The following is a 16977-nucleotide window of genomic DNA, read 5'->3' on the forward strand; positions in this document are numbered from 1 at the left end:
CCGTTACTCTTCGTTCATGAGGGTTTTAGATCTCTATCAAAAAGTGTCGGAATTTACGGTGGGTCCTGAGGCCCAGGCGTTGTCTCATTGCCAAAAGGGATGCTCACGCTGCTGTTACGTTGATCTTTCTGTGTTTCAAGTAGAGTCTCATAATATCGAAAACTGGTTTCGTTCTCTTCCCATTGAAAAACAAAGTGCTATTCGCGAGAAATGGAAGACCCCCTTAAATACTACTCAGACCTTTCATGGAGTAGAAGCAAAGTCATGTGTGTTCCTTCATGAAGAGGCCTGCACGATTTACGAAGCGCGACCTCTTATTTGCCGCACTCAAGGGCTTGCCATGAAGTTCAAAGACGGAGCAGATGAATATCTGGACATCTGTCCTTTGAATGAAGACATGCTGGATGAGCTTTCTGAAAAAGAAGTTCTGAATTTAGATCTTTTGAATATGATTCTTTCTCAATTAGAGAAGGTCGATGCCGGGAACCATTCTCGCGAGAGGGTGGCGCTTTCTGATCTCAGGGAGAAGCTATGAACCCCATCAGTAAGACCCTTATCATCATTGGCGTTGTATTGATTGTTTCAGGACTATTGTGGCATTTTTCAGGTGGAAAGATCCCACTAGGGCGTTTACCTGGGGACATTCGAATTGAAGGTGAGAACACGAAGGTCTTCATTCCCATTACGACAAGCTTGCTCCTAAGCGCACTCTTGTCACTCATCATGTATTTTTTTAGAAAGTAATTAAGCTGAAAGAATCAGATTGGATTTCTTCTGAAGCTCGCTAAAGACTTCTTCCGGAATCGCCTCATCCAAAGATACTCCCACTCTTAAATCAAGCGAGTTGTCCTTATACTTTTTGATGATGGTATAAACGATTCGACCGAAGATCGGCTTTTTTAGGGCCATATCACAAAGGGCCTTGACCCAGATGTGATCGTTAGGAAGAAGGGCACGGTCACCGTGATTCGAAATCAAAAGACCCAGCCCATTTTGTGAAACATCCACGATCTTCACTTCCAGAGGACAAGACTCCAGACGCTTTTCAATTCGATGGATGGTTGTTTTGATCTCAGTATTGTGAGGCATGACATAACGATCATCATTACGGATGGCAATCGCCTTCGCACCTTTTGGGAGGTCGGCCACGATGGTGTCGTCTTTCAATACGTATTGAGTTGGATCGAGATAAAAAAACAAACTGCGATAGTTGAAGGTAATCGAGATAGGACGCTTCTTCTCAATCGGAGGAGCTTCCGTAAGTTTGATCGTCATCGTTCCATAAACGTCAACATCCACGCGTTTAATCGCCATCTCAACCATTGAGTTTGGATTTGATTGAGTGATTTTTCCTCCGAAGAGAACGGCCTTCTCAATAATGCTGGGAATATCTTTTTCGTTGATGGGACGAAGAGTCTGATCCATAGAACTTCCTGTCAGGTGAATGGTCGAATTCTTATATCGGGACAATTCACCAAAAAATATAAGGAAAAATTTATTAAATATTTCTAAATACTTAAGAGGTGGATTGTTCCTAATTCAGGACAGTATTTTTTCATTCTGTCTCCTACCGTCCTCATGAGAAGGGTGATGTAATAGACCCCTGGGAGTATTGTATGAATCGTCGATTATTTATGGGGACGTTAATTGGAGGGGCAGTGGGAACAGCATTATTTAAAAATTTAAAGGGTGAATCTTCCACTCGTATGCCGACCCTTTTTCTGGCCCATGGTTCGCCCATGAATGCCATTGCTCATAATTCCTTTACTCAATTTTTAGAGCAAACGGGGAAGGAGCTACCGACTCCAAAAGCACTTCTCGTCATCTCCGCCCACTGGGAAACCATGGGGACCAAGGTGTTAAAACTTGAGAGGCCAAGAACGATTCATGATTTTGGAGGATTCCCTGAGCCGCTTTATCAAATTCAATATCCAGCACCCGGGGACCTGGCCCTGGCCGATCGAATTAGCAAATTATCTCCATTGATTGAGACGGATTCGACTTGGGGACTGGATCACGGAACCTGGGCGGTCTTGAAGTTTCTCTATCCCAAAGCAGATGTTCCGGTTCTACAGTTGAGTCTTAATCGCAACATGACTTTCAAAGATCACCTGAATCTTGCCAGGGAGTTATCTGTTCTTCGAAATGAGGGAGTTTTGATTGTGGGAAGTGGTAACGTCACTCACAACCTTCGACGTATTTCCTGGACCGAAGATGCGCCGGCCACTGATTGGGCGCTGGAGTTCGATGAACTTTTAAAGAACGCTATTTTAAAACGTGATGAAGATTTTCTGCTGGGAAAAACAGGGAAGTATCAGAGTCTTTGGAATATGGCCCATCCTTCAGTTGAACACTATCTTCCGATTCTCTATGCCTATGGGGCGGCAGATTCTCCGGAAAAAGTTAAATACATCTTCGAAGGAATGCAGAACGCTTCACTGTCCATGCGTTCAATGATGTTCGCTTAAGACATTTTTCGAATCAAAAAGTTTTTGAGTCGATCAAGGCTTTCGGACCATCCGTCTTCCATGCCATCCAAATATGTTTTTGCTGAAAGGCTCACGCGTTCGACATCCGCCAGAACCGTGAGTCTTGTGCCCTCATTAACTTCCTCAAAGATCACTGTATTTAAGACCTGAAGAATAGGTCGACCGGCCTGATTCAGGGCCTGGCTGGTGAAAATCAGGCGCTTTCTCTCTTCCACCTCATGAAAAGTTCCATCCATCGGATGAATGGTTCCGAAGCTGTCCTGCATGTGAATTAAAATCTTTCCTCCCGGGCGATCTTCTATCTGGCACACAGGATTTGTAAAACCATGAGGGCCCCACCAGACCGCCAATTGGGCCGGATCAGTCCAGGCCGCATATACCATATCAATGGGGACGGGTAGAACTAGACTGAAGTTGAATTTCGGATTAGTGCTTACATTTTCAAGCATGGCAGGTCTCCTTAAGGTCTTAGGAGTTTACCGGGCCAAACTCCATAAAACATGGGGTGCTTGTCCAGCCCGCTGCTACGAAAAAAATTCTTAGTTTTTAATAAAGTTTCCTATCCGTGAGAGTTCAGACATATATTCCGGGCCATGAGTTCAGGATATTTTTTAGGTTTATTGACTGTCGCACTATTCGCGCCTTCTATCTGGGGTGCCACGAATCCTTTTGCTCAATACCAAAAAGATACTCCTTCTCAGAATTCGAGCTTCTTTCCTCAGACGCCTCCTTTTAAATATCCGTTTACGATTTCTGCAGAGGTTAAAAACTCTGATTTAGATGTGCAGAAAATCTTGTTGGATTTTCCGGTTGATACTCTTGATCGCGTTTCAGAGCTATATCGTGGCATTCCATTCAATTCTCAGAAATCAATGTACGAATACCCGTTTGCGATTCATCCAACTTGGGAGTACCTGCCTTATCCATTTATTAAATCAATTCCACGCTCTAATCCTGAGCAGTGGATCAGTCATTTCAGTAAGCGATTAAATAGAACGGTTGGAATCAATAGTTCTAAGTTCCAAGATGAGCTGGATGCTTTGACAGGAACAGAAGCTGTGGCCGGAAATGAATTGAGAGTTTTAAAAACTCCTGCCTCTTATGCTGAAATTCTAGCAAGAGTTGAAATGGTCAAAAGCCATGCATTCATTTCAAGCTTCCTTTTTAACTGCGACAAGGGGACGGAGAGTTTAGTCAGTGCCATTGGCCGTAAGGCCAGAACCGCCAAGATCTACGTTATGTATGATGCTTTCGGTGCTAAGTCTGATCCGGCCTGTTCAAAAAGATTAGAACAACTAGGGGCAAAGGTTGTTTTATTCAAGACTAAACTTGGAACGATTTTCCACGAGAAAATGTATGTATTTGATGGCCAGTATGCCATGGTGGATGGTCAAAACCTTATTGCTGCCGGAACTTTAAGTAACGGAACAAACAATCTCTTTAACGATGTTGCGGTTCTTGCCGCCGGACCGATTGTGACAAAAATCGGATCTCATTTTATTGATCTCTGGGAATCTCAAGGCCAGAAGATCGCCCCTGAAATTAAAGAGCAATACCTTAAGCAAAATGCCTTTATTCGTCCTTATGCTAGCAAGGCCTTCTTGAGTAACAATATTGCAAGGATGAGAGACCAAGGTCTTTGTCGTCTTGTGACAAAATCTCCGGGAAAAAATCAGCAGCAGATTTTAAATCTTTATCTCCACACAGCTCGCAACGTGAATTCATACTTGTTCTTTAACTACATTGATCCGAAGTATCGTGATCCTGCGAGAAAAGATGTAGGCGAGAAGTTCATTGATGCGGTTCTTGAGCGCGTGAATTTCAGAAAAGAGATCCGTGTTGATATGCTGACCAATGGCTGGAAGAATCCATTTCAGGTTGAACTTCCTGAAGGCATGGCCGCGAATCGAAATCTCATGACTCAGCTTATTCTTGAGTTACAAAATATCATTACGACCGATCCTCACAAGGACATGGCCAAGATGCATGCAAATCTTGGTAACAAAGTGAAAACTGATAATTTCCACTGGTGGTCTTATCCACAATACATGCATGCTAAAACTCTTATGGCCGATAATGCCTGGACCATCATTGGGTCATACAACATCAATGAAGGATCGGAGTATCAGAGTTATGAGTCGGTTCTGGCCTGTCTGGACACTGAATTAGCTCAAGGGATGCAGGAATCAATCATCCTGGACGCCATGAACTCAATTCCGGTACCGCTTAAATAAATTACAGACATGTCTAAAGTTTAGACACTCACTGCTGACTAACCCTTGTATTCTATTGGGACTTCTGTTGGCATCCCTCATGCATCATTCTCCGCCATAACGGAGTCATTATGCTAAAAATTTTTCCTTTGTTAATGCTCGTGCCTTCTTTGGTTTTTGCAGACGCCCTGGATAAGGATTGGAACCTGACGGTGACAACTACAGGGTCGATTGCCCATGAAAAGGCCTTCGAGAGTAAAGGGGAAGCGAACTTCAATCGTTTAAATACGATGACTGGTTATAACTACAGTTACTATTACCGCGCCTTTAACAATAAAAAAGACCAGAACATTACTTATGGTGTTTGGCAGGAAGCAGAGGCCTTCCGGGCCTATTTGAAAGACTGTAACTTTGACGTTCCCACTGATCTCATTGCTATGAGAATTGGTATGGATAAGATTTTTAATTCTAAAAATGATGATGAAGTAAAAAACATCGTTGAAGAGTTAGGGCCTAAATTAAACTTCGAACAAAAAATTGAATTTGCGGCGCAACTGGGTGGCATGCTCCTGGAAGGTTATGATTATGATCGGGCCGATGCAGGCTTGAACTCGGAAGGAGTGGTTACTCTAAGAGATATGATTGAGGCCCGTCAGAAGGGAAGTTTTGCGGGTGTTTGTCGAGATATGTCGATGGCCATGGCCCATACACTAAAGGCCATGGGAGTCAAAGATGCTTACGTAGTTGGGTACCAATCAGCAGTTGGTGGACACGCCACAGTTCTTGTTCAGGACCCTGACAATAAAAATAAAACCTATAACATCAATTACAATTACACGACATCGAATGAATCTGCCTCAACACTCAGCCATCTGAATCAGAACAGCACTCTTCCAAGTGTTGGAACGAATATGCAAATCTACGACGCCGATGGGAAGCATCTAACATCTTTGCCTACACATTTAGGTGTTCTTTTGCACGAAATGGCGGGAGGAAAGGCGAGTGATCTTGATCCAATGCTCAGAAGCGAAAATAGTCTCGGTTCAGTGGTCCTAGGACATAAGAGTGGAGCAAGTGCTTCACTAAATGCTGGTATCACGCCTGATGGTGATCAGGTCATGGCACTGAGTGGGGTCTATGAAAGTGGGCATGAGATTGCTCCTTCTAAGGCCGGAGTTGTTCTTTATAACAATAGAAAAGACACTAATAATTATGGTCAACTGGATGCTAACGGCGCTTATTTTGAAGTGGAACAAAAAGTTCAGACCCGTCCGCTGAAAATTAAATCAGATAAAGGCGAAGTTTCAATGCAGGTCTATGGGAAAATTAATTCTCAGTATAATGTGACCTATTCAAAAGCAGATGGACTCACTGATGGTGAACTTAGCTCATACGGGGCCATGCTGTTGAGTACTGGAACAGAAATTAACTACAAGACTAAAAATGAGAACACTAAAGTGAGAGCGACTCTTGCTGCCACAGGTGATTTAGCAAAATCGGATGTTCGTGATGAAGGTACGAACTATACTCCGGATCTTCGCGATGTAACGGGTACTCTTGCTGTAACTCACAGAATTTCATCTCACCTTGAAGGCTACGGGGGCGTGGCGGTGACCGCTCGTCCAGAATTTGGTGTTCAATCACGTCAAGAATTAGGGATCGTGAAGCAATCAGAAAGTTCGCGCATGTCGTTTATTGTTGGCCATCAAGGTCAGGTCGCCGGAAGTGCTCCGGTCTTTATTCCTGGTTCGCAAAATAACTATTTCTTAGAAGCTTCATACGGCAACAAGAAGGGATGGAGCGCATCACTGGGCGGACAGTGCACTGTGAATAACAAAAAAGATTGCGGAGTGCGCGCAACAGTTACCTACAAGCATTAATTAAAGCATAGCGAATACCCTTCCTAATAACTTCTGTCTAACATAGGCAGAAGTTTTGGGAGGTCGCTATGAGAACAGTTCTGTTTCTTTGTTTCCTCATTTTATTCGGGCTTAATCTTCAAAGTTGTTCATCGGTAAAAACTCCCGATGATAGCGAGATCAATGCCATGGCCTTGAAGTCTTATGAGGAAGTAAAATCCAAAGCGAAAATCTCTAACAATGCTGATTGGACCGCCATGGTCAATCGAGTGGCCTCGCGAATTGCCAAAGCCTCAGGTGAAAATTTTCAATGGGAGTGGATGCTGATCGACAGTCCCGAAGTAAACGCCTGGTGTATGCCAGGTGGTAAGATCGCCGTTTATACGGGCATTATGCCGGTTTTACAGACGGAAGGGGCCTTGGCCGCGGTTCTGGGTCATGAGGTCGCCCACGCCACTAAAAGACACGGTAAAAAACAATATGCTCGTGCGATGAAAGGAAATATCGCAGGTGTTGTCATTGGAACGGCAACGGTAATCGGTGGGCAGATTTTTTGTAAATCAGAGTCATGTCGAATGATCACCGGGCTGGGTGGTGCGGCCGCGGGATTTGCGGTGGCATTCTTTGACCGTAAGTTCTCTCGAGGTGATGAAACCGAAGCAGATAAAGTAGGACAGGATTTTATGGCCAAGGCCGGTTACGATCCAGCAGAGGCAGTTAAAGTCTGGGAACGCATGGGTGCGGCCAACCAAGGAAAGGCCCCACCAGAATTCATGTCAACTCACCCTTCGGATGAAACTCGTCGCAAAAATCTTTCTACCTGGTTACCAGAGGCGGAGGCGGTTTATTCGCAAGCTCCCCAAAAGTACGGCGTAGGGGAATCAATCAAATAACTTCGCTCAACCTCCAAGGTCTCTCTCTTGCACGACAAATTCAAAACCAAGGAGGGTTTATGTTAGTAAAAGATATTATGAATTCGAATGTGGAAGTTATTAACTGTGAAAAGAGCGTATTCGATGCGGCCCAAATGATGGCCCGTGGTGATTACGGTTCTTTACCGGTTGAAAGAGACGATAAAATGATTGGTATGATTACGGACCGTGACATTACCATTCGAGTTGTCGCTGAAAGAAAAGATCCTTCTAAAACCAAAGTGTATGACTGCATGACTGAGAAAATTACCTACTGCTTTGATGATGAGGATGTGGAAGGAATTGCAGACAAGATGAAATCAGCGCAAATTCATCGTATCCCAGTTGTTAATCGCGATAAGCGCTTAGTGGGAATTGTAAGTTCAAAAGAACTAGTAAGTAATGCTCAGAATCCCAAAGTCACTCAAGAAACTCTCAATCAGATTTATCAGTAAAAAAGAGGGGGCCTTCGCCCCCTTTTCTATTTCGCCCCTCGGCGAGTAAATGCGCGATAAGAGAAATTTACTTCACTTGTATTGAAGCGAGTCTGAACGCGACCAGTGTTCTCCTGGTTACGCACATGTAGTGGCAATCTGTTATACATATTGCTCTTTACATGGAAGCAATGCTCAGGCGAGTTTTTGTTTGCACGATAGTAAGCGTAGGTTGTTACCGGACAGCTCTTCTTTGAAGCAATGAAGATGTCTGACCATGATTTCATGGTTCTGATGCCACTTGTGTAGCGACGGTCTAGAACGCGTTCAACAACACCTTCGCCACTTTGAACCAGAACGTATGGTGATACGTGGAACCACCAATGGTAGTTGTATCTTCTGATGTAAGTGTTTGTGAAAAACATAAAGACCTTACGAGAAATCAGTCCGTATTTCTTCCACTCTTCATAGGTCCATACGTGTGCGCGGTCGGTACATTCTGTGTTTGATTTCCAGCTGCGATTCATGCCTGAGAAAATTTTCGAGGCGGTCGAGAAGTCCGGCAGTACTGTTGCATCTGGCATCACTTCCGTTGGCATCGGCTCTTCTTCAGACGGCATAGATTCATCTGGCATTGAGCTGATGGCCTCAAGTTCGTTGTTCTCATCCACATCCACAGCGATGTTCACACCCGGCCTAAAATCCAGACGTGAAAAAGAAAAACGACCATTCTTTTTAACAATGATAACGCGACCACTGTTCAGAAAGAGAAGGTGATCTTCTCCTTTTTTACCTTGATCAAATGAATGAACAGTTCCGTAATAGCGTTCAGCGAAGACGGAAGATGAAAGCATCAACAGGGCAAGTGGAAACAACATCTTTTTCATAAGTCCTCCATTAGGAAAACTAACTTAAACTGTTGTTTGAGAAATTGATTCTCAATTGTTCTTTAAGAAAAATACACACAGCAACCTGAGCATTATAGTTCGTGGTAAAATACGATGCAGAGGAGGCTTTATGATGTACCCAGTTGTATTCGCACTCTTTGCAGCATTGGCCATCATGATCATGTCGGCCTATGAGAATGAATAGAATGTTAGTGAAAATCGGCGAGCTGAACTTTGAGTTATTGACTTCAGCTGAAGAGGAAGAAGAGGAAAAAATCCTGCTTGAGATAGAAAACGACGCAAGCATGGTTTATGAATCAGTGGATGTGCCAAAGGCCATCCAACTTCGAAACCTGCTCGATGAATTTATTCATCAAGCATCAAAGGGATCTTAGATATTTCATTGCTTCTTTTGCTTTTGACAGGTCGTTCTTAACAGTCAGCAATACTGTCACCGCATCACGACGGCTGATTCTGTTTTGCTGTAATTTTTCGCAGCTAAGCGCCTCAATTGAGTCTGTAATACTGTAAACCGATACGTGCTGAGGCCATAGATTGGCCTTATCATTACTTCCACCTAAACAAAGTGGAATATAGTGGTCGATTTTATAATCTGATCTCTGGACTGAATTGAGTGAAAAACCAAGACGGCGGTAAGATTGAAATATTTCGTCTTTAAGTTCTGAAGATACATCGCGAGCACAATAAGGAATTTGTTCTTGGTAACGGTACTCTGTGGCGAGTTGTGGTTCACAGAATTTACCCGGAGTAAGGCGACGGTCTGGACGAACAGGGTAGTTTGCTGCTGCCAGGACTTGAGTGGCCAGTGCGAAAAGGCTGAGTATGGCCAACATTTTAACTTTCATCCGCTACTCCCAATTAAGGTTTCCCCATTTTTAACAGAAACTAAAGATTCTTGGAAAATATCCCGTGCATAGACTAATTATTACAGGGTTTTTATCCTCTTCTGAGGGGGCCCTATGAGATTCTTACTACTTTTACTTCTCTTCTCATGTGAACGATTAAGACCCATTAATTTAGAGGTGGGGGACTGTGTGATTGGCGAGGGCATGGACATCTGGAAACTCATTCGTGAAGACGATGAGGACAAGGAGTACATGTTCGCCACAAATCCTGTTGAGGAAGGATCCCTGGTCCAGGTGGTGGGCGATATCTCGACCTTTAAAAAAGTCGAGTGTCCAAACTAACGGGCCAGTGTAAACTTGTCCTATGAAGCGACTCATTCCTGATTGGCCATTTCCTCCATATATTTTTGTTCCTGGCGAGAACCCTCATCCTAAAAAATCCGGCGGTCATATGGAAGGCCAGGGTGATCCCGTGGCCCGTCCCATTGATCTCGACCATCCAGAACAAAGCGAGTTCTTGCGCTACTCACTTGATCTCTACAATGCTCAATACTTTTGGGAGAGCCATGTTTATCTCGAGGCCCTCTGGAATGCTCATGGCAGAGTGGGAAGTGTCGCGGACTTCTTAAAGGGTCTTATCAAACTGGGAGCTGCCGGGGTGAAAGTAAAAATTAATCAGAAGGCGAGTGCGATTGATCATCTACTGAGGGCCAAGGAATTGCTCTCCATGGTCATGGAAAAAGAGGGATCATTATTCCTGGGATTTAATTTGGAGAAAATCATTGATTTGATAGATAATTCTATTGATTCAAAAGAATTATCATTAAAAGTTTATCCGGAATGGAAATAGAAATGGACGAGTTACAAAGGCAAATGCACTTTGCCCAATTGTTTTGTAAAGAAGGCACCAAATATCTACTTAATTCAGATGTAAATTCAGATCATTTGTATTGTGCAGTTGTATTTCTCCAAACTTCATTTGAGCTTTTAGTTCGTAATCAGCATTTGAATAAGTCAGGACCTGGTATCTCAAACACAAAAAAGGACGCAATCTTAAAAGGCAGTCTGAAAGAACTCCGAGATGAAATATTAAAAGACCATGGTGATACCCAGTCTCATGAACTTGTCTTTTCTTCATTGCATAAGCTTCGAAATAAAATCCTTCATGAAGGGAACTCACTTAATTCTCAGATTCCTGATCTCGTGGCCAATACATGTCTGCTGCTGATTTATGGATTTTCCAGTGTCTTGAAGTATCACAATCACCAGTCTGATTCCCGTCCATCAATCCTCAAGAAGTTTCTTGGTGAAGACCTGTTCTTGAAACTGATTAATTTTGAGGTCTATAAAGAAAAGATTCAAGAATCTTTGGATAATGAGGACTCTTTGACCTCATGTGCTTTTTGTTCTCAACAAACCGTGGTGGCAAATTCTGGAAATGATTCTTACGATTGTCATCTTTGTGGATTCGAGCTTTTGGATTTTGTAGGTTCATATTGTGAATGTCCTAATTGCAAGGAACCTGAGGGATTTCTTTACGAGAAATTAAATCCGGGAATCTATGGTCAATCTAATGGAAAATGTTGGAATTGTGATCTCATATCAGAGTTGATTCAATGTGAATGGTGTGGAGAGAAATATTTTATTTCGAACGAGTCAGAGGAGCTTCTCTCGAAGCTTGAACTCAATTTCTCTAAAACAAATACACCTAAATGTCCTGCATGTTTTGAATTAGATGCATAAGTTTAAGGGCAATTTATTTTGTTCACAGTAATCATTCAGAATAAAATTTGAGACCTCTCCGATACCGGAATTGTGAATTCTTGACTCAGACATCAATTGAATCTCTGGAGTGATTGAGTATCGATCAAAATAAACGCGATTCTTGAGATCAAGTGAGGTCGAGGCGCAGTTTTTTTCATTACACCATTCATAAAATGACATTTGCTTTTCACCGTTAAACGGAATGAAACGCATTTTATCTAGTACGCCAATTGCTGTCGGTACTCGAATGTCCGGCATGGCATACATGGTGTATTGAAGGTAAGTTTGTTCATAAGACACAAACTTTTTCATGAACGCCGACGGTGATGCTTCTTGATGAGCTGATTTTAAAAGGCGAACGAGCTGATCATAACGAAAAGAGATGAGACCGGGAAACCGGTAATTCTCTTCGTCCTTAAGGAGTTCGTTGACGTAAGTTGGTCCGCAATGCGAACGGGCGGCAAGGCTCCAAGAAAGAACTTTATAAAGATCAAGGCTATGAGACATAAGTCTTCGTGAAAGAGTAATTGGGAAGGTCCTAACTGCTGACCCCAGAAGCTCCCCGGAAATAAGCGATCGATCCAAAACCCCTAATTCTACCCCGGGTGGTTTTCCCAGTAGTGATACCTCACAAGCCGTCCTAAGTGATGAGAGGCATTACCATAAACGTAACTCATAAGAGTGGTTGAGGAGTCTTGACTGGTTTTGAAGAGTTCCATATAGCTCAAAGTAACCAGCTGATTTTTGAGAATGTCTTTTTCAAGACCTGATACGTGAGAAGCAAGGACAAGGCCGTCGATTCGATTGGCCATGAGATCAAACCAAAAAGAAACACGTTTGGTTTCAGGAGCTTTGCAACTAATGGAACTTAAATCTGGCAATATATGGGTGGCCCCGAAGGCCCAAGCGGAAAGGAAGAAGATAAAAAAAAATTTAAACATAAGTCATCATGATTCACTTTCCAGGAAGAGAAAAGTCATGACAGGTTTTGTGATTTTTTTTGCTCAAAATGAACTCTAATAGTAAGATATTCGATATGAGTACCGGCCTAAAAAAACCTCTTCTACGTGGACATATACATCAGGAATCTTTCTTCTGCTCACTGGGCGCTTGTTCCATGTTGGTGGCAAAAGCATCAAATTCAAATTCACTCATCGCGAGTCTGGCCTATTCAGGTTGCTTGATCGCTCTCTTTGGTATTAGTGCTCTTTATCATCGTCCGAACTGGGATGAAAGAAGACGTGCGCTTCTGCGTCGGATTGATCACTCGGCGATCTTTCTTCTGATTGCTGGATGCTTTACTCCGGTCTGTCTTTTGGCCTTGCCGGAGTCTGTTGGTCTAAAGCTTCTTGCCATTGTTTATGTGGCGGTCTTATTTGGAATTGTGAAATGTATCTTTTGGACAAATGCTCCTAAGTGGCTTTCATGCATTCTTTACGGTTGTGTCTTGTTCTTGTTCGTTCCGTATCTAAAAGAATTCAATCAGGGTCTGGGCCTTTTCAACATGGTCCTTATCTGGCTGGGTTGTATTGTCTATTCGATTGGTGCTGCTTTTTATGCTTTCAAGCGTCCTAATTTTTTTCCGGACGTGTTTGGACATCATGAGCTCTTTCATGCTTTCACGGTAGTAGGAGCGGTCCTGCATTTCATCGTGATGTATCGATTGATTACTTGATATAACTTTTTAAAATTTCTTCAAGCCATTCCATAAAGACTCGCACTCTTCGGGCCATGTTTCTTCTTTGAGGGTAGATGAGCGATATTGGCATGGGTTCGGCCTTGAGTTTGGGCAGAACCTCGACCAGTGACTTGTCCTTCAAATACATCGCTGCACCGACGAGTGGAACCTGAATAATCCCAAGACCTGCCAGACAAGCAGAGGTGTAGGCATCAATGCTATTGACGGTGATGACACCCTTCATTTTGAGGGAAGTATATTTCTCGCCGTTAAAGTACTCAAATCCATCCGGGCGACTACCGAAGTTTGAAACGTAGTGAACCAAAAGATGCTTATTCAGATCTTCTAACTTTTTAGGTATGCCATACTTTTTTATATAGGCAGGTGAGACACAATTAATCATGGAGTAGTTTCCGAGCCGTTTTGCTACGAGTCCCGAGTCAGTTAATGTTCCGACCCTTACGACACAGTCAAACCCCTCACGAATAAGATCGACTTTTCTATCAGTACTACTTAGTTCAATTTCAATATCAGGGTGAAGTTTAAAAAACTCAGGCAGTTTCGGAACAACCACGTTTTTAGCGAGGCTGGTTGGCATATCAATCCGGATTCTTCCTGAAACACTTACCTCGCCAGATTGAAACATCGTTTCTACATCATCCATGTCGGACAACAAATCTTTGCAGCGCTCATAGAAAGTCATCCCGTCCTGTGTGACTGTAACTTTGCGGGTAGTGCGATGAAGTAGTTGAGTTCCCAGGAGAGTCTCAAGACGTTGAACATAAGTAGAAATGCTTGCCTTTGGCATGTTGAGAGACTCGGCCGCTTTGGTGAAACTTTCTGTTTCTGCCACTCTGACAAAGATCTTCATCATATCCAGCTTGTTCATCTGTTACCTCTAGAATTGTTCGTAAATCATGAACAGTGAATGCATTTTATCGGTATTTATCTGTTTTTGTCATTGCAATAAAATGAGCTTAAGAAAACAAGGAGATCTATATGAAAATCGCAATTGTAACTGGTGGAAGTCGAGGTTTGGGACGTAATGCCGCTATCAAACTTGCTGAAAGAGGAACTGATGTCATTCTTACTTATCGTAGTCAGGAAGGGGAGGCCCAGGAAGTAGTGGCCCAGATTAAAAGTTTGGGAAGAAAGGCAGTGGCCTTGCAACTTGATACTTCGAAAACGAACACCTTTGGAGATTTTGCTTCTGAGGTCAAAGATGCGCTTAAAACCAACTGGCAGACGGATAAGTTTGATTACCTTTTGAATAACGCAGGAATTGGGATCAATGCTCCGATTATGGAGACAACTGAAGAGCAGTTTGACTCTCTCATGAATATTCATTTGAAAGGCGTTTTCTTTCTTACACAAAAACTTCTTCCTATGATGAATGATGGGGGAAGAATTCTGAACGTTTCTTCAGGGCTTGCTCGTTTTGCTCTTCCTGGTTACTCGGTTTATGGAGCTTTAAAAGGCGCGATTGAAGTCTTGACTCGATATATGGCAAAAGAACTCGGCCCACGAAGAATTGCTGTGAATGTCATCGCTCCAGGTGCGATTGAGACTGACTTTGGTGGCGGTAAAGTAAGAGACAATAAAGATATGAATGCTTGGGTCGCTTCTCAAACTGCTCTTGGAAGAGCTGGACTTCCAGACGATATCGGACGAGCAATGTCACTGCTTCTTTCTGAAGATGCCGGTTGGATTAATGCTCAGAGAGTGGAGGCCTCAGGCGGAATGCTGCTTTAGTGCAAAATTGGGTTGTTGCGGTGGATATTGTTCTAAATATGGATCAATGATTCCCGTTACTGGCCCCTCTTAATTCATCTCTTTCGGGTCTATATTCATATTCAACAAAGGGCCACAAGGTCCATATTGAATAGAACAGGCACAAGGAGTATTTATGAAAAGTCTTTATAACATTGATCCATCTCACAGTTCGGCAAACTTCTCTGTGAAGCACATGATGATTGCAAAAGTTCATGGGGGTTTTGAGAAAATCTCAGGAAAATTTGCTTACGACCCTCAGAATCTAAATGAGAGTTCAGTTGAAGCGGCGATCGAAGTTGCTTCCATTAACACTCGCGATGCTCAAAGAGATGCTCACTTAAGAAGTGCTGATTTCTTTGAAGTGGAAAAATATCCTCTGATGACCTTCAAGTCGACTGAGTTTAAGCAAGATGGAAATAACAATCTTTTAGTAACAGGTGACCTGACAATTCGTGATGTGACGAAGAAGGTGACACTGATTGTGGATGAGCAATCAGGTGAGCATAAAGACCCATGGGGAAATCTTCGTATTGGTCTATCGGCCAGAACCAAGGTCAACCGTAAAGACTTTGGTCTCAGCTGGAACGCGGCCCTGGAGGCAGGTGGAGTTCTGGTAGGGGACGAGATTACAATCGGTCTGGATGTCCAATTCATCAAAGAAGTTAAATAATCTTATGGCCCTGCTTTAAGCGGGGCCTTTTTTTTATGACTTAAGTCAGATTTCATTCTTAAGATTTACCCGAACGAAAAATGCCTATTTCTTTTTTTCGGCCATATTTTAAAATTAGAGAAAATTAACTGGGGTATTTATGGGTACAAATCCGAAAGTAGACATCTGTTTTTTCATTTACAACAATCGCTCTGACCGTTGTATGAAGTTTCTTGAGACCCTGGATTATCCAAAAGAGCTTTTGAACATAACTGTCTACAGTGATCGGGAAATTACTCACAACTTTAAGCACATTAAAACCTCTGAAAAAGAGGCCTATAACCACATTCAGATTGAAAGTACGGGCGATTATATCTGGACCATCAATGCAGACTATATCATACAGAACCGCTCGGTATTGAACGAGCTTCTGAAGGCGCAAAAAGATATCGTATCAGGGCTTTTAGTGAAACCTTCTTCAGTCTTTTCAAATTTCTGGGGAAAACTTTCAAGCACTGGTTGGTATGAGCGTTCAGACGATTACCTGGACATCGTTAATCGTGAAAAGAAAGGTGTCTTCAGTGTTCCTTATGTGACCGGCAATATTCTTTTCAAGGCCGAGGCCTTTAAGCGTAATCCAGATTTGATGCGCGAATATCATGACTACGACACGGACATGAACCTTTGTCACAATCTTCGCGATAATAACGAGAAGATGTATATCGTGAACACTGACTTGTTCGGATACATCGAAGAAACAAACATCACGAAAGACTATCTTCCGCTTGCGCCATTTACTGAAGAGACCGCGCTTCACAAAGATTTTCTGGCCTTCCTTCAGGCCTTCCAGAAAGAGGGCACAAGTGCCAAGACCGGTATCTTTAAATCTCTTGGTCCAGATATCTGGCAATTTCCAATTTTCACGGAAGAGTTCTGTGACCACTTGATTGCCATGGCCGAGAAGAAGAATGAATGGTCGGCCGGTGCCTATACTAAAAAAGGTCAAATTGATGAACGTATTGGGGCGGTTGAAAATCACCCGACTCAAGATATTCACATGAAACAACTTGGTCTTCATGATTTCTGGCTCAATAAGGTTGTTAACACTTATTTTAAATCCGTTCTTTCATATCTGTATAAGTATCAGACCAAAGGTTACAATATCGCTTTCATGGTGAAATACAGTGAGGACGGACAAACGAAACTAGATCCGCACCACGATGCTTCTGCTTATACAACGAACATTGCATTGAATACATATGGTAAAGACTATACTGGTGGTGGATGTAACTTCATTCACAAGAACATTGAATGTATTGGAAATCTAAAAGGGCATTTGATCATGCACCCTGGACGTATCACTCACTATCATGAGGCCTATCCGGTTAAGACCGGCACGCGCTATATTCTGGTTTCTTTCAATAACTAATCTATCAGCACTTCATAACTCGATA

The 16977-nt window shown here is 42.8% G+C and carries 22 protein-coding genes; 15 read left to right on the forward strand and 7 right to left on the reverse strand.

Going from position 1 to position 16977, the window contains the following annotated elements:
• Positions 1 to 16 precede the first annotated feature (16 nt).
• Entirely contained in the window at positions 17 to 535 is a 519-nt protein-coding gene (locus tag SOO65_RS08310) for a YkgJ family cysteine cluster protein (RefSeq protein ID WP_321399268.1), read from the forward strand.
• On the forward strand, positions 532 to 744 hold the full coding sequence (locus SOO65_RS08315) for a DUF2905 domain-containing protein (protein ID WP_321399270.1): 213 nt from the start codon (positions 532 to 534) through the stop codon (positions 742 to 744). Before SOO65_RS08310 ends, SOO65_RS08315 begins: the two co-directional genes overlap by 4 nt.
• On the opposite strand, the gene SOO65_RS08320 is transcribed toward SOO65_RS08315, so the two are convergent.
• The gene (locus SOO65_RS08320) at positions 745 to 1425 is read right to left on the reverse strand and encodes a hypothetical protein (RefSeq protein ID WP_321399272.1); all 681 of its coding nucleotides are present in this window, start codon (positions 1423 to 1425) and stop codon (positions 745 to 747) included. It lies immediately after the preceding gene.
• A gap of 191 nt (positions 1426 to 1616) precedes the next feature.
• Here SOO65_RS08320 and ygiD point away from each other — a divergent pair, with 191 nt between their 5' ends.
• On the forward strand, positions 1617 to 2468 hold the full coding sequence (ygiD, locus tag SOO65_RS08325; protein WP_321399274.1) for a 4,5-DOPA-extradiol-dioxygenase: 852 nt from the start codon (positions 1617 to 1619) through the stop codon (positions 2466 to 2468).
• Here ygiD and SOO65_RS08330 read toward each other — a convergent pair.
• Positions 2465 to 2938 (reverse strand): SRPBCC family protein, encoded by a 474-nt coding sequence (locus SOO65_RS08330; RefSeq protein WP_321399275.1) that lies wholly within the window; start codon positions 2936 to 2938, stop codon positions 2465 to 2467. The two genes, ygiD and SOO65_RS08330, sit on opposite strands and share 4 nt — an antisense overlap.
• Before the next feature lie 144 nt (positions 2939 to 3082).
• On the opposite strand from SOO65_RS08330, the gene SOO65_RS08335 reads away from it, so the two are divergent.
• From SOO65_RS08335 to SOO65_RS08350, 4 genes are all read left to right on the forward strand, one after another.
• Positions 3083 to 4723 carry a phospholipase D-like domain-containing protein gene (locus SOO65_RS08335; protein WP_321399277.1) on the forward strand — a complete coding sequence of 547 codons (1641 nt, stop codon included), beginning with the start codon at positions 3083 to 3085 and terminating at the stop codon, positions 4721 to 4723.
• Positions 4724 to 4833: 110 nt separating this feature from the next.
• Positions 4834 to 6582: a transglutaminase-like domain-containing protein gene (locus SOO65_RS08340; RefSeq protein WP_321399280.1), complete on the forward strand. Its 1749-nt coding sequence runs from the start codon at positions 4834 to 4836 to the stop codon at positions 6580 to 6582.
• A 68-nt stretch (positions 6583 to 6650) separates the two neighbouring features.
• Positions 6651 to 7454 carry a M48 family metallopeptidase gene (locus SOO65_RS08345; RefSeq protein ID WP_321399282.1) on the forward strand — a complete coding sequence of 268 codons (804 nt, stop codon included), beginning with the start codon at positions 6651 to 6653 and terminating at the stop codon, positions 7452 to 7454.
• Between the two features lie 59 nt (positions 7455 to 7513).
• Positions 7514 to 7927 carry a CBS domain-containing protein gene (locus SOO65_RS08350; RefSeq protein WP_321399283.1) on the forward strand — a complete coding sequence of 138 codons (414 nt, stop codon included), beginning with the start codon at positions 7514 to 7516 and terminating at the stop codon, positions 7925 to 7927.
• A gap of 26 nt (positions 7928 to 7953) precedes the next feature.
• On the opposite strand, the gene SOO65_RS08355 is transcribed toward SOO65_RS08350, so the two are convergent.
• Positions 7954 to 8793 (reverse strand): protein-glutamine glutaminase family protein, encoded by an 840-nt coding sequence (locus SOO65_RS08355; RefSeq protein ID WP_321399285.1) that lies wholly within the window; start codon positions 8791 to 8793, stop codon positions 7954 to 7956.
• 206 nt (positions 8794 to 8999) lie between these two features.
• Between SOO65_RS08355 and SOO65_RS08360 the strand changes: the two genes are divergently transcribed.
• Entirely contained in the window at positions 9000 to 9188 is a 189-nt protein-coding gene (locus SOO65_RS08360; protein WP_321399287.1) for a hypothetical protein, read from the forward strand.
• Here SOO65_RS08360 and SOO65_RS08365 read toward each other — a convergent pair.
• On the reverse strand, positions 9174 to 9659 hold the full coding sequence (locus tag SOO65_RS08365) for an HNH endonuclease signature motif containing protein (RefSeq protein ID WP_321399288.1): 486 nt from the start codon (positions 9657 to 9659) through the stop codon (positions 9174 to 9176). The genes SOO65_RS08360 and SOO65_RS08365 overlap by 15 nt on opposite strands.
• 114 nt (positions 9660 to 9773) lie before the next feature.
• Between SOO65_RS08365 and SOO65_RS08370 the strand changes: the two genes are divergently transcribed.
• From SOO65_RS08370 to SOO65_RS08380, 3 genes are read left to right on the forward strand one after another with little or no spacing between them, the layout of a single operon-like run.
• The gene (locus SOO65_RS08370) at positions 9774 to 10001 is read left to right on the forward strand and encodes a hypothetical protein (protein ID WP_321399290.1); all 228 of its coding nucleotides are present in this window, start codon (positions 9774 to 9776) and stop codon (positions 9999 to 10001) included.
• A gap of 22 nt (positions 10002 to 10023) precedes the next feature.
• Positions 10024 to 10509, forward strand: coding sequence for a DUF309 domain-containing protein (locus tag SOO65_RS08375; RefSeq protein WP_321399292.1), 486 nt, complete (start codon positions 10024 to 10026; stop codon positions 10507 to 10509).
• A gap of 2 nt (positions 10510 to 10511) precedes the next feature.
• Entirely contained in the window at positions 10512 to 11402 is an 891-nt protein-coding gene (locus SOO65_RS08380; RefSeq protein ID WP_321399294.1) for a hypothetical protein, read from the forward strand.
• Here the strand turns inward: SOO65_RS08380 and SOO65_RS08385 are convergent.
• Together SOO65_RS08385 and SOO65_RS08390 are read right to left on the reverse strand one after the other, a co-directional pair.
• Positions 11391 to 11930 carry a hypothetical protein gene (locus SOO65_RS08385; RefSeq protein ID WP_321399295.1) on the reverse strand — a complete coding sequence of 180 codons (540 nt, stop codon included), beginning with the start codon at positions 11928 to 11930 and terminating at the stop codon, positions 11391 to 11393. The two genes, SOO65_RS08380 and SOO65_RS08385, sit on opposite strands and share 12 nt — an antisense overlap.
• An 89-nt stretch (positions 11931 to 12019) precedes the next feature.
• Positions 12020 to 12364 carry a hypothetical protein gene (locus SOO65_RS08390; RefSeq protein ID WP_321399297.1) on the reverse strand — a complete coding sequence of 115 codons (345 nt, stop codon included), beginning with the start codon at positions 12362 to 12364 and terminating at the stop codon, positions 12020 to 12022.
• Between the two features lie 95 nt (positions 12365 to 12459).
• Between SOO65_RS08390 and trhA the strand changes: the two genes are divergently transcribed.
• Positions 12460 to 13098: a PAQR family membrane homeostasis protein TrhA gene (gene trhA, locus SOO65_RS08395; protein ID WP_321399299.1), complete on the forward strand. Its 639-nt coding sequence runs from the start codon at positions 12460 to 12462 to the stop codon at positions 13096 to 13098.
• Here the strand turns inward: trhA and SOO65_RS08400 are convergent.
• Positions 13091 to 13990: a LysR family transcriptional regulator gene (locus tag SOO65_RS08400; protein ID WP_321399301.1), complete on the reverse strand. Its 900-nt coding sequence runs from the start codon at positions 13988 to 13990 to the stop codon at positions 13091 to 13093. The genes trhA and SOO65_RS08400 overlap by 8 nt on opposite strands.
• 110 nt (positions 13991 to 14100) lie before the next feature.
• Here SOO65_RS08400 and SOO65_RS08405 point away from each other — a divergent pair, with 110 nt between their 5' ends.
• The 3 genes from SOO65_RS08405 to SOO65_RS08415 all read left to right on the forward strand — a co-directional run bounded on the left by SOO65_RS08405 (position 14101) and on the right by SOO65_RS08415 (position 16952).
• Entirely contained in the window at positions 14101 to 14853 is a 753-nt protein-coding gene (locus tag SOO65_RS08405) for an SDR family NAD(P)-dependent oxidoreductase (RefSeq protein WP_321399303.1), read from the forward strand.
• Positions 14854 to 15007: 154 nt separating this feature from the next.
• Entirely contained in the window at positions 15008 to 15544 is a 537-nt protein-coding gene (locus SOO65_RS08410) for a YceI family protein (protein ID WP_321399306.1), read from the forward strand.
• 139 nt (positions 15545 to 15683) lie between these two features.
• Positions 15684 to 16952 (forward strand): glycosyltransferase family 2 protein, encoded by a 1269-nt coding sequence (locus SOO65_RS08415; protein WP_321399308.1) that lies wholly within the window; start codon positions 15684 to 15686, stop codon positions 16950 to 16952.
• Positions 16953 to 16977 lie beyond the last annotated feature (25 nt).

The sequence above is a fragment of the Peredibacter starrii genome (assembly GCF_034259205.1).
GTDB lineage: Bacteria > Bdellovibrionota > Bacteriovoracia > Bacteriovoracales > Bacteriovoracaceae > Peredibacter > Peredibacter starrii.

What these genes read in the sequence shown, in the direction of transcription:
- SOO65_RS08310 (WP_321399268.1), top strand. Translation starts at nt 17, where the DNA reads ATGAGGGTTTTAGATCTCTATCAAAAAGTGTCGGAATTTACGGTGGGT.
- SOO65_RS08315 (WP_321399270.1), top strand. Translation starts at nt 532, where the DNA reads ATGAACCCCATCAGTAAGACCCTTATCATCATTGGCGTTGTATTGATT.
- SOO65_RS08320 (WP_321399272.1), bottom strand. Translation starts at nt 1,425, where the DNA reads ATGGATCAGACTCTTCGTCCCATCAACGAAAAAGATATTCCCAGCATT.
- ygiD (WP_321399274.1), top strand. Translation starts at nt 1,617, where the DNA reads ATGAATCGTCGATTATTTATGGGGACGTTAATTGGAGGGGCAGTGGGA.
- SOO65_RS08330 (WP_321399275.1), bottom strand. Translation starts at nt 2,938, where the DNA reads ATGCTTGAAAATGTAAGCACTAATCCGAAATTCAACTTCAGTCTAGTT.
- SOO65_RS08335 (WP_321399277.1), top strand. Translation starts at nt 3,083, where the DNA reads ATGAGTTCAGGATATTTTTTAGGTTTATTGACTGTCGCACTATTCGCG.
- SOO65_RS08340 (WP_321399280.1), top strand. Translation starts at nt 4,834, where the DNA reads ATGCTAAAAATTTTTCCTTTGTTAATGCTCGTGCCTTCTTTGGTTTTT.
- SOO65_RS08345 (WP_321399282.1), top strand. Translation starts at nt 6,651, where the DNA reads ATGAGAACAGTTCTGTTTCTTTGTTTCCTCATTTTATTCGGGCTTAAT.
- SOO65_RS08350 (WP_321399283.1), top strand. Translation starts at nt 7,514, where the DNA reads ATGTTAGTAAAAGATATTATGAATTCGAATGTGGAAGTTATTAACTGT.
- SOO65_RS08355 (WP_321399285.1), bottom strand. Translation starts at nt 8,793, where the DNA reads ATGAAAAAGATGTTGTTTCCACTTGCCCTGTTGATGCTTTCATCTTCC.
- SOO65_RS08360 (WP_321399287.1), top strand. Translation starts at nt 9,000, where the DNA reads ATGTTAGTGAAAATCGGCGAGCTGAACTTTGAGTTATTGACTTCAGCT.
- SOO65_RS08365 (WP_321399288.1), bottom strand. Translation starts at nt 9,659, where the DNA reads ATGAAAGTTAAAATGTTGGCCATACTCAGCCTTTTCGCACTGGCCACT.
- SOO65_RS08370 (WP_321399290.1), top strand. Translation starts at nt 9,774, where the DNA reads ATGAGATTCTTACTACTTTTACTTCTCTTCTCATGTGAACGATTAAGA.
- SOO65_RS08375 (WP_321399292.1), top strand. Translation starts at nt 10,024, where the DNA reads ATGAAGCGACTCATTCCTGATTGGCCATTTCCTCCATATATTTTTGTT.
- SOO65_RS08380 (WP_321399294.1), top strand. Translation starts at nt 10,512, where the DNA reads ATGGACGAGTTACAAAGGCAAATGCACTTTGCCCAATTGTTTTGTAAA.
- SOO65_RS08385 (WP_321399295.1), bottom strand. Translation starts at nt 11,930, where the DNA reads ATGTCTCATAGCCTTGATCTTTATAAAGTTCTTTCTTGGAGCCTTGCC.
- SOO65_RS08390 (WP_321399297.1), bottom strand. Translation starts at nt 12,364, where the DNA reads ATGTTTAAATTTTTTTTTATCTTCTTCCTTTCCGCTTGGGCCTTCGGG.
- trhA (WP_321399299.1), top strand. Translation starts at nt 12,460, where the DNA reads ATGAGTACCGGCCTAAAAAAACCTCTTCTACGTGGACATATACATCAG.
- SOO65_RS08400 (WP_321399301.1), bottom strand. Translation starts at nt 13,990, where the DNA reads ATGAACAAGCTGGATATGATGAAGATCTTTGTCAGAGTGGCAGAAACA.
- SOO65_RS08405 (WP_321399303.1), top strand. Translation starts at nt 14,101, where the DNA reads ATGAAAATCGCAATTGTAACTGGTGGAAGTCGAGGTTTGGGACGTAAT.
- SOO65_RS08410 (WP_321399306.1), top strand. Translation starts at nt 15,008, where the DNA reads ATGAAAAGTCTTTATAACATTGATCCATCTCACAGTTCGGCAAACTTC.
- SOO65_RS08415 (WP_321399308.1), top strand. Translation starts at nt 15,684, where the DNA reads ATGGGTACAAATCCGAAAGTAGACATCTGTTTTTTCATTTACAACAAT.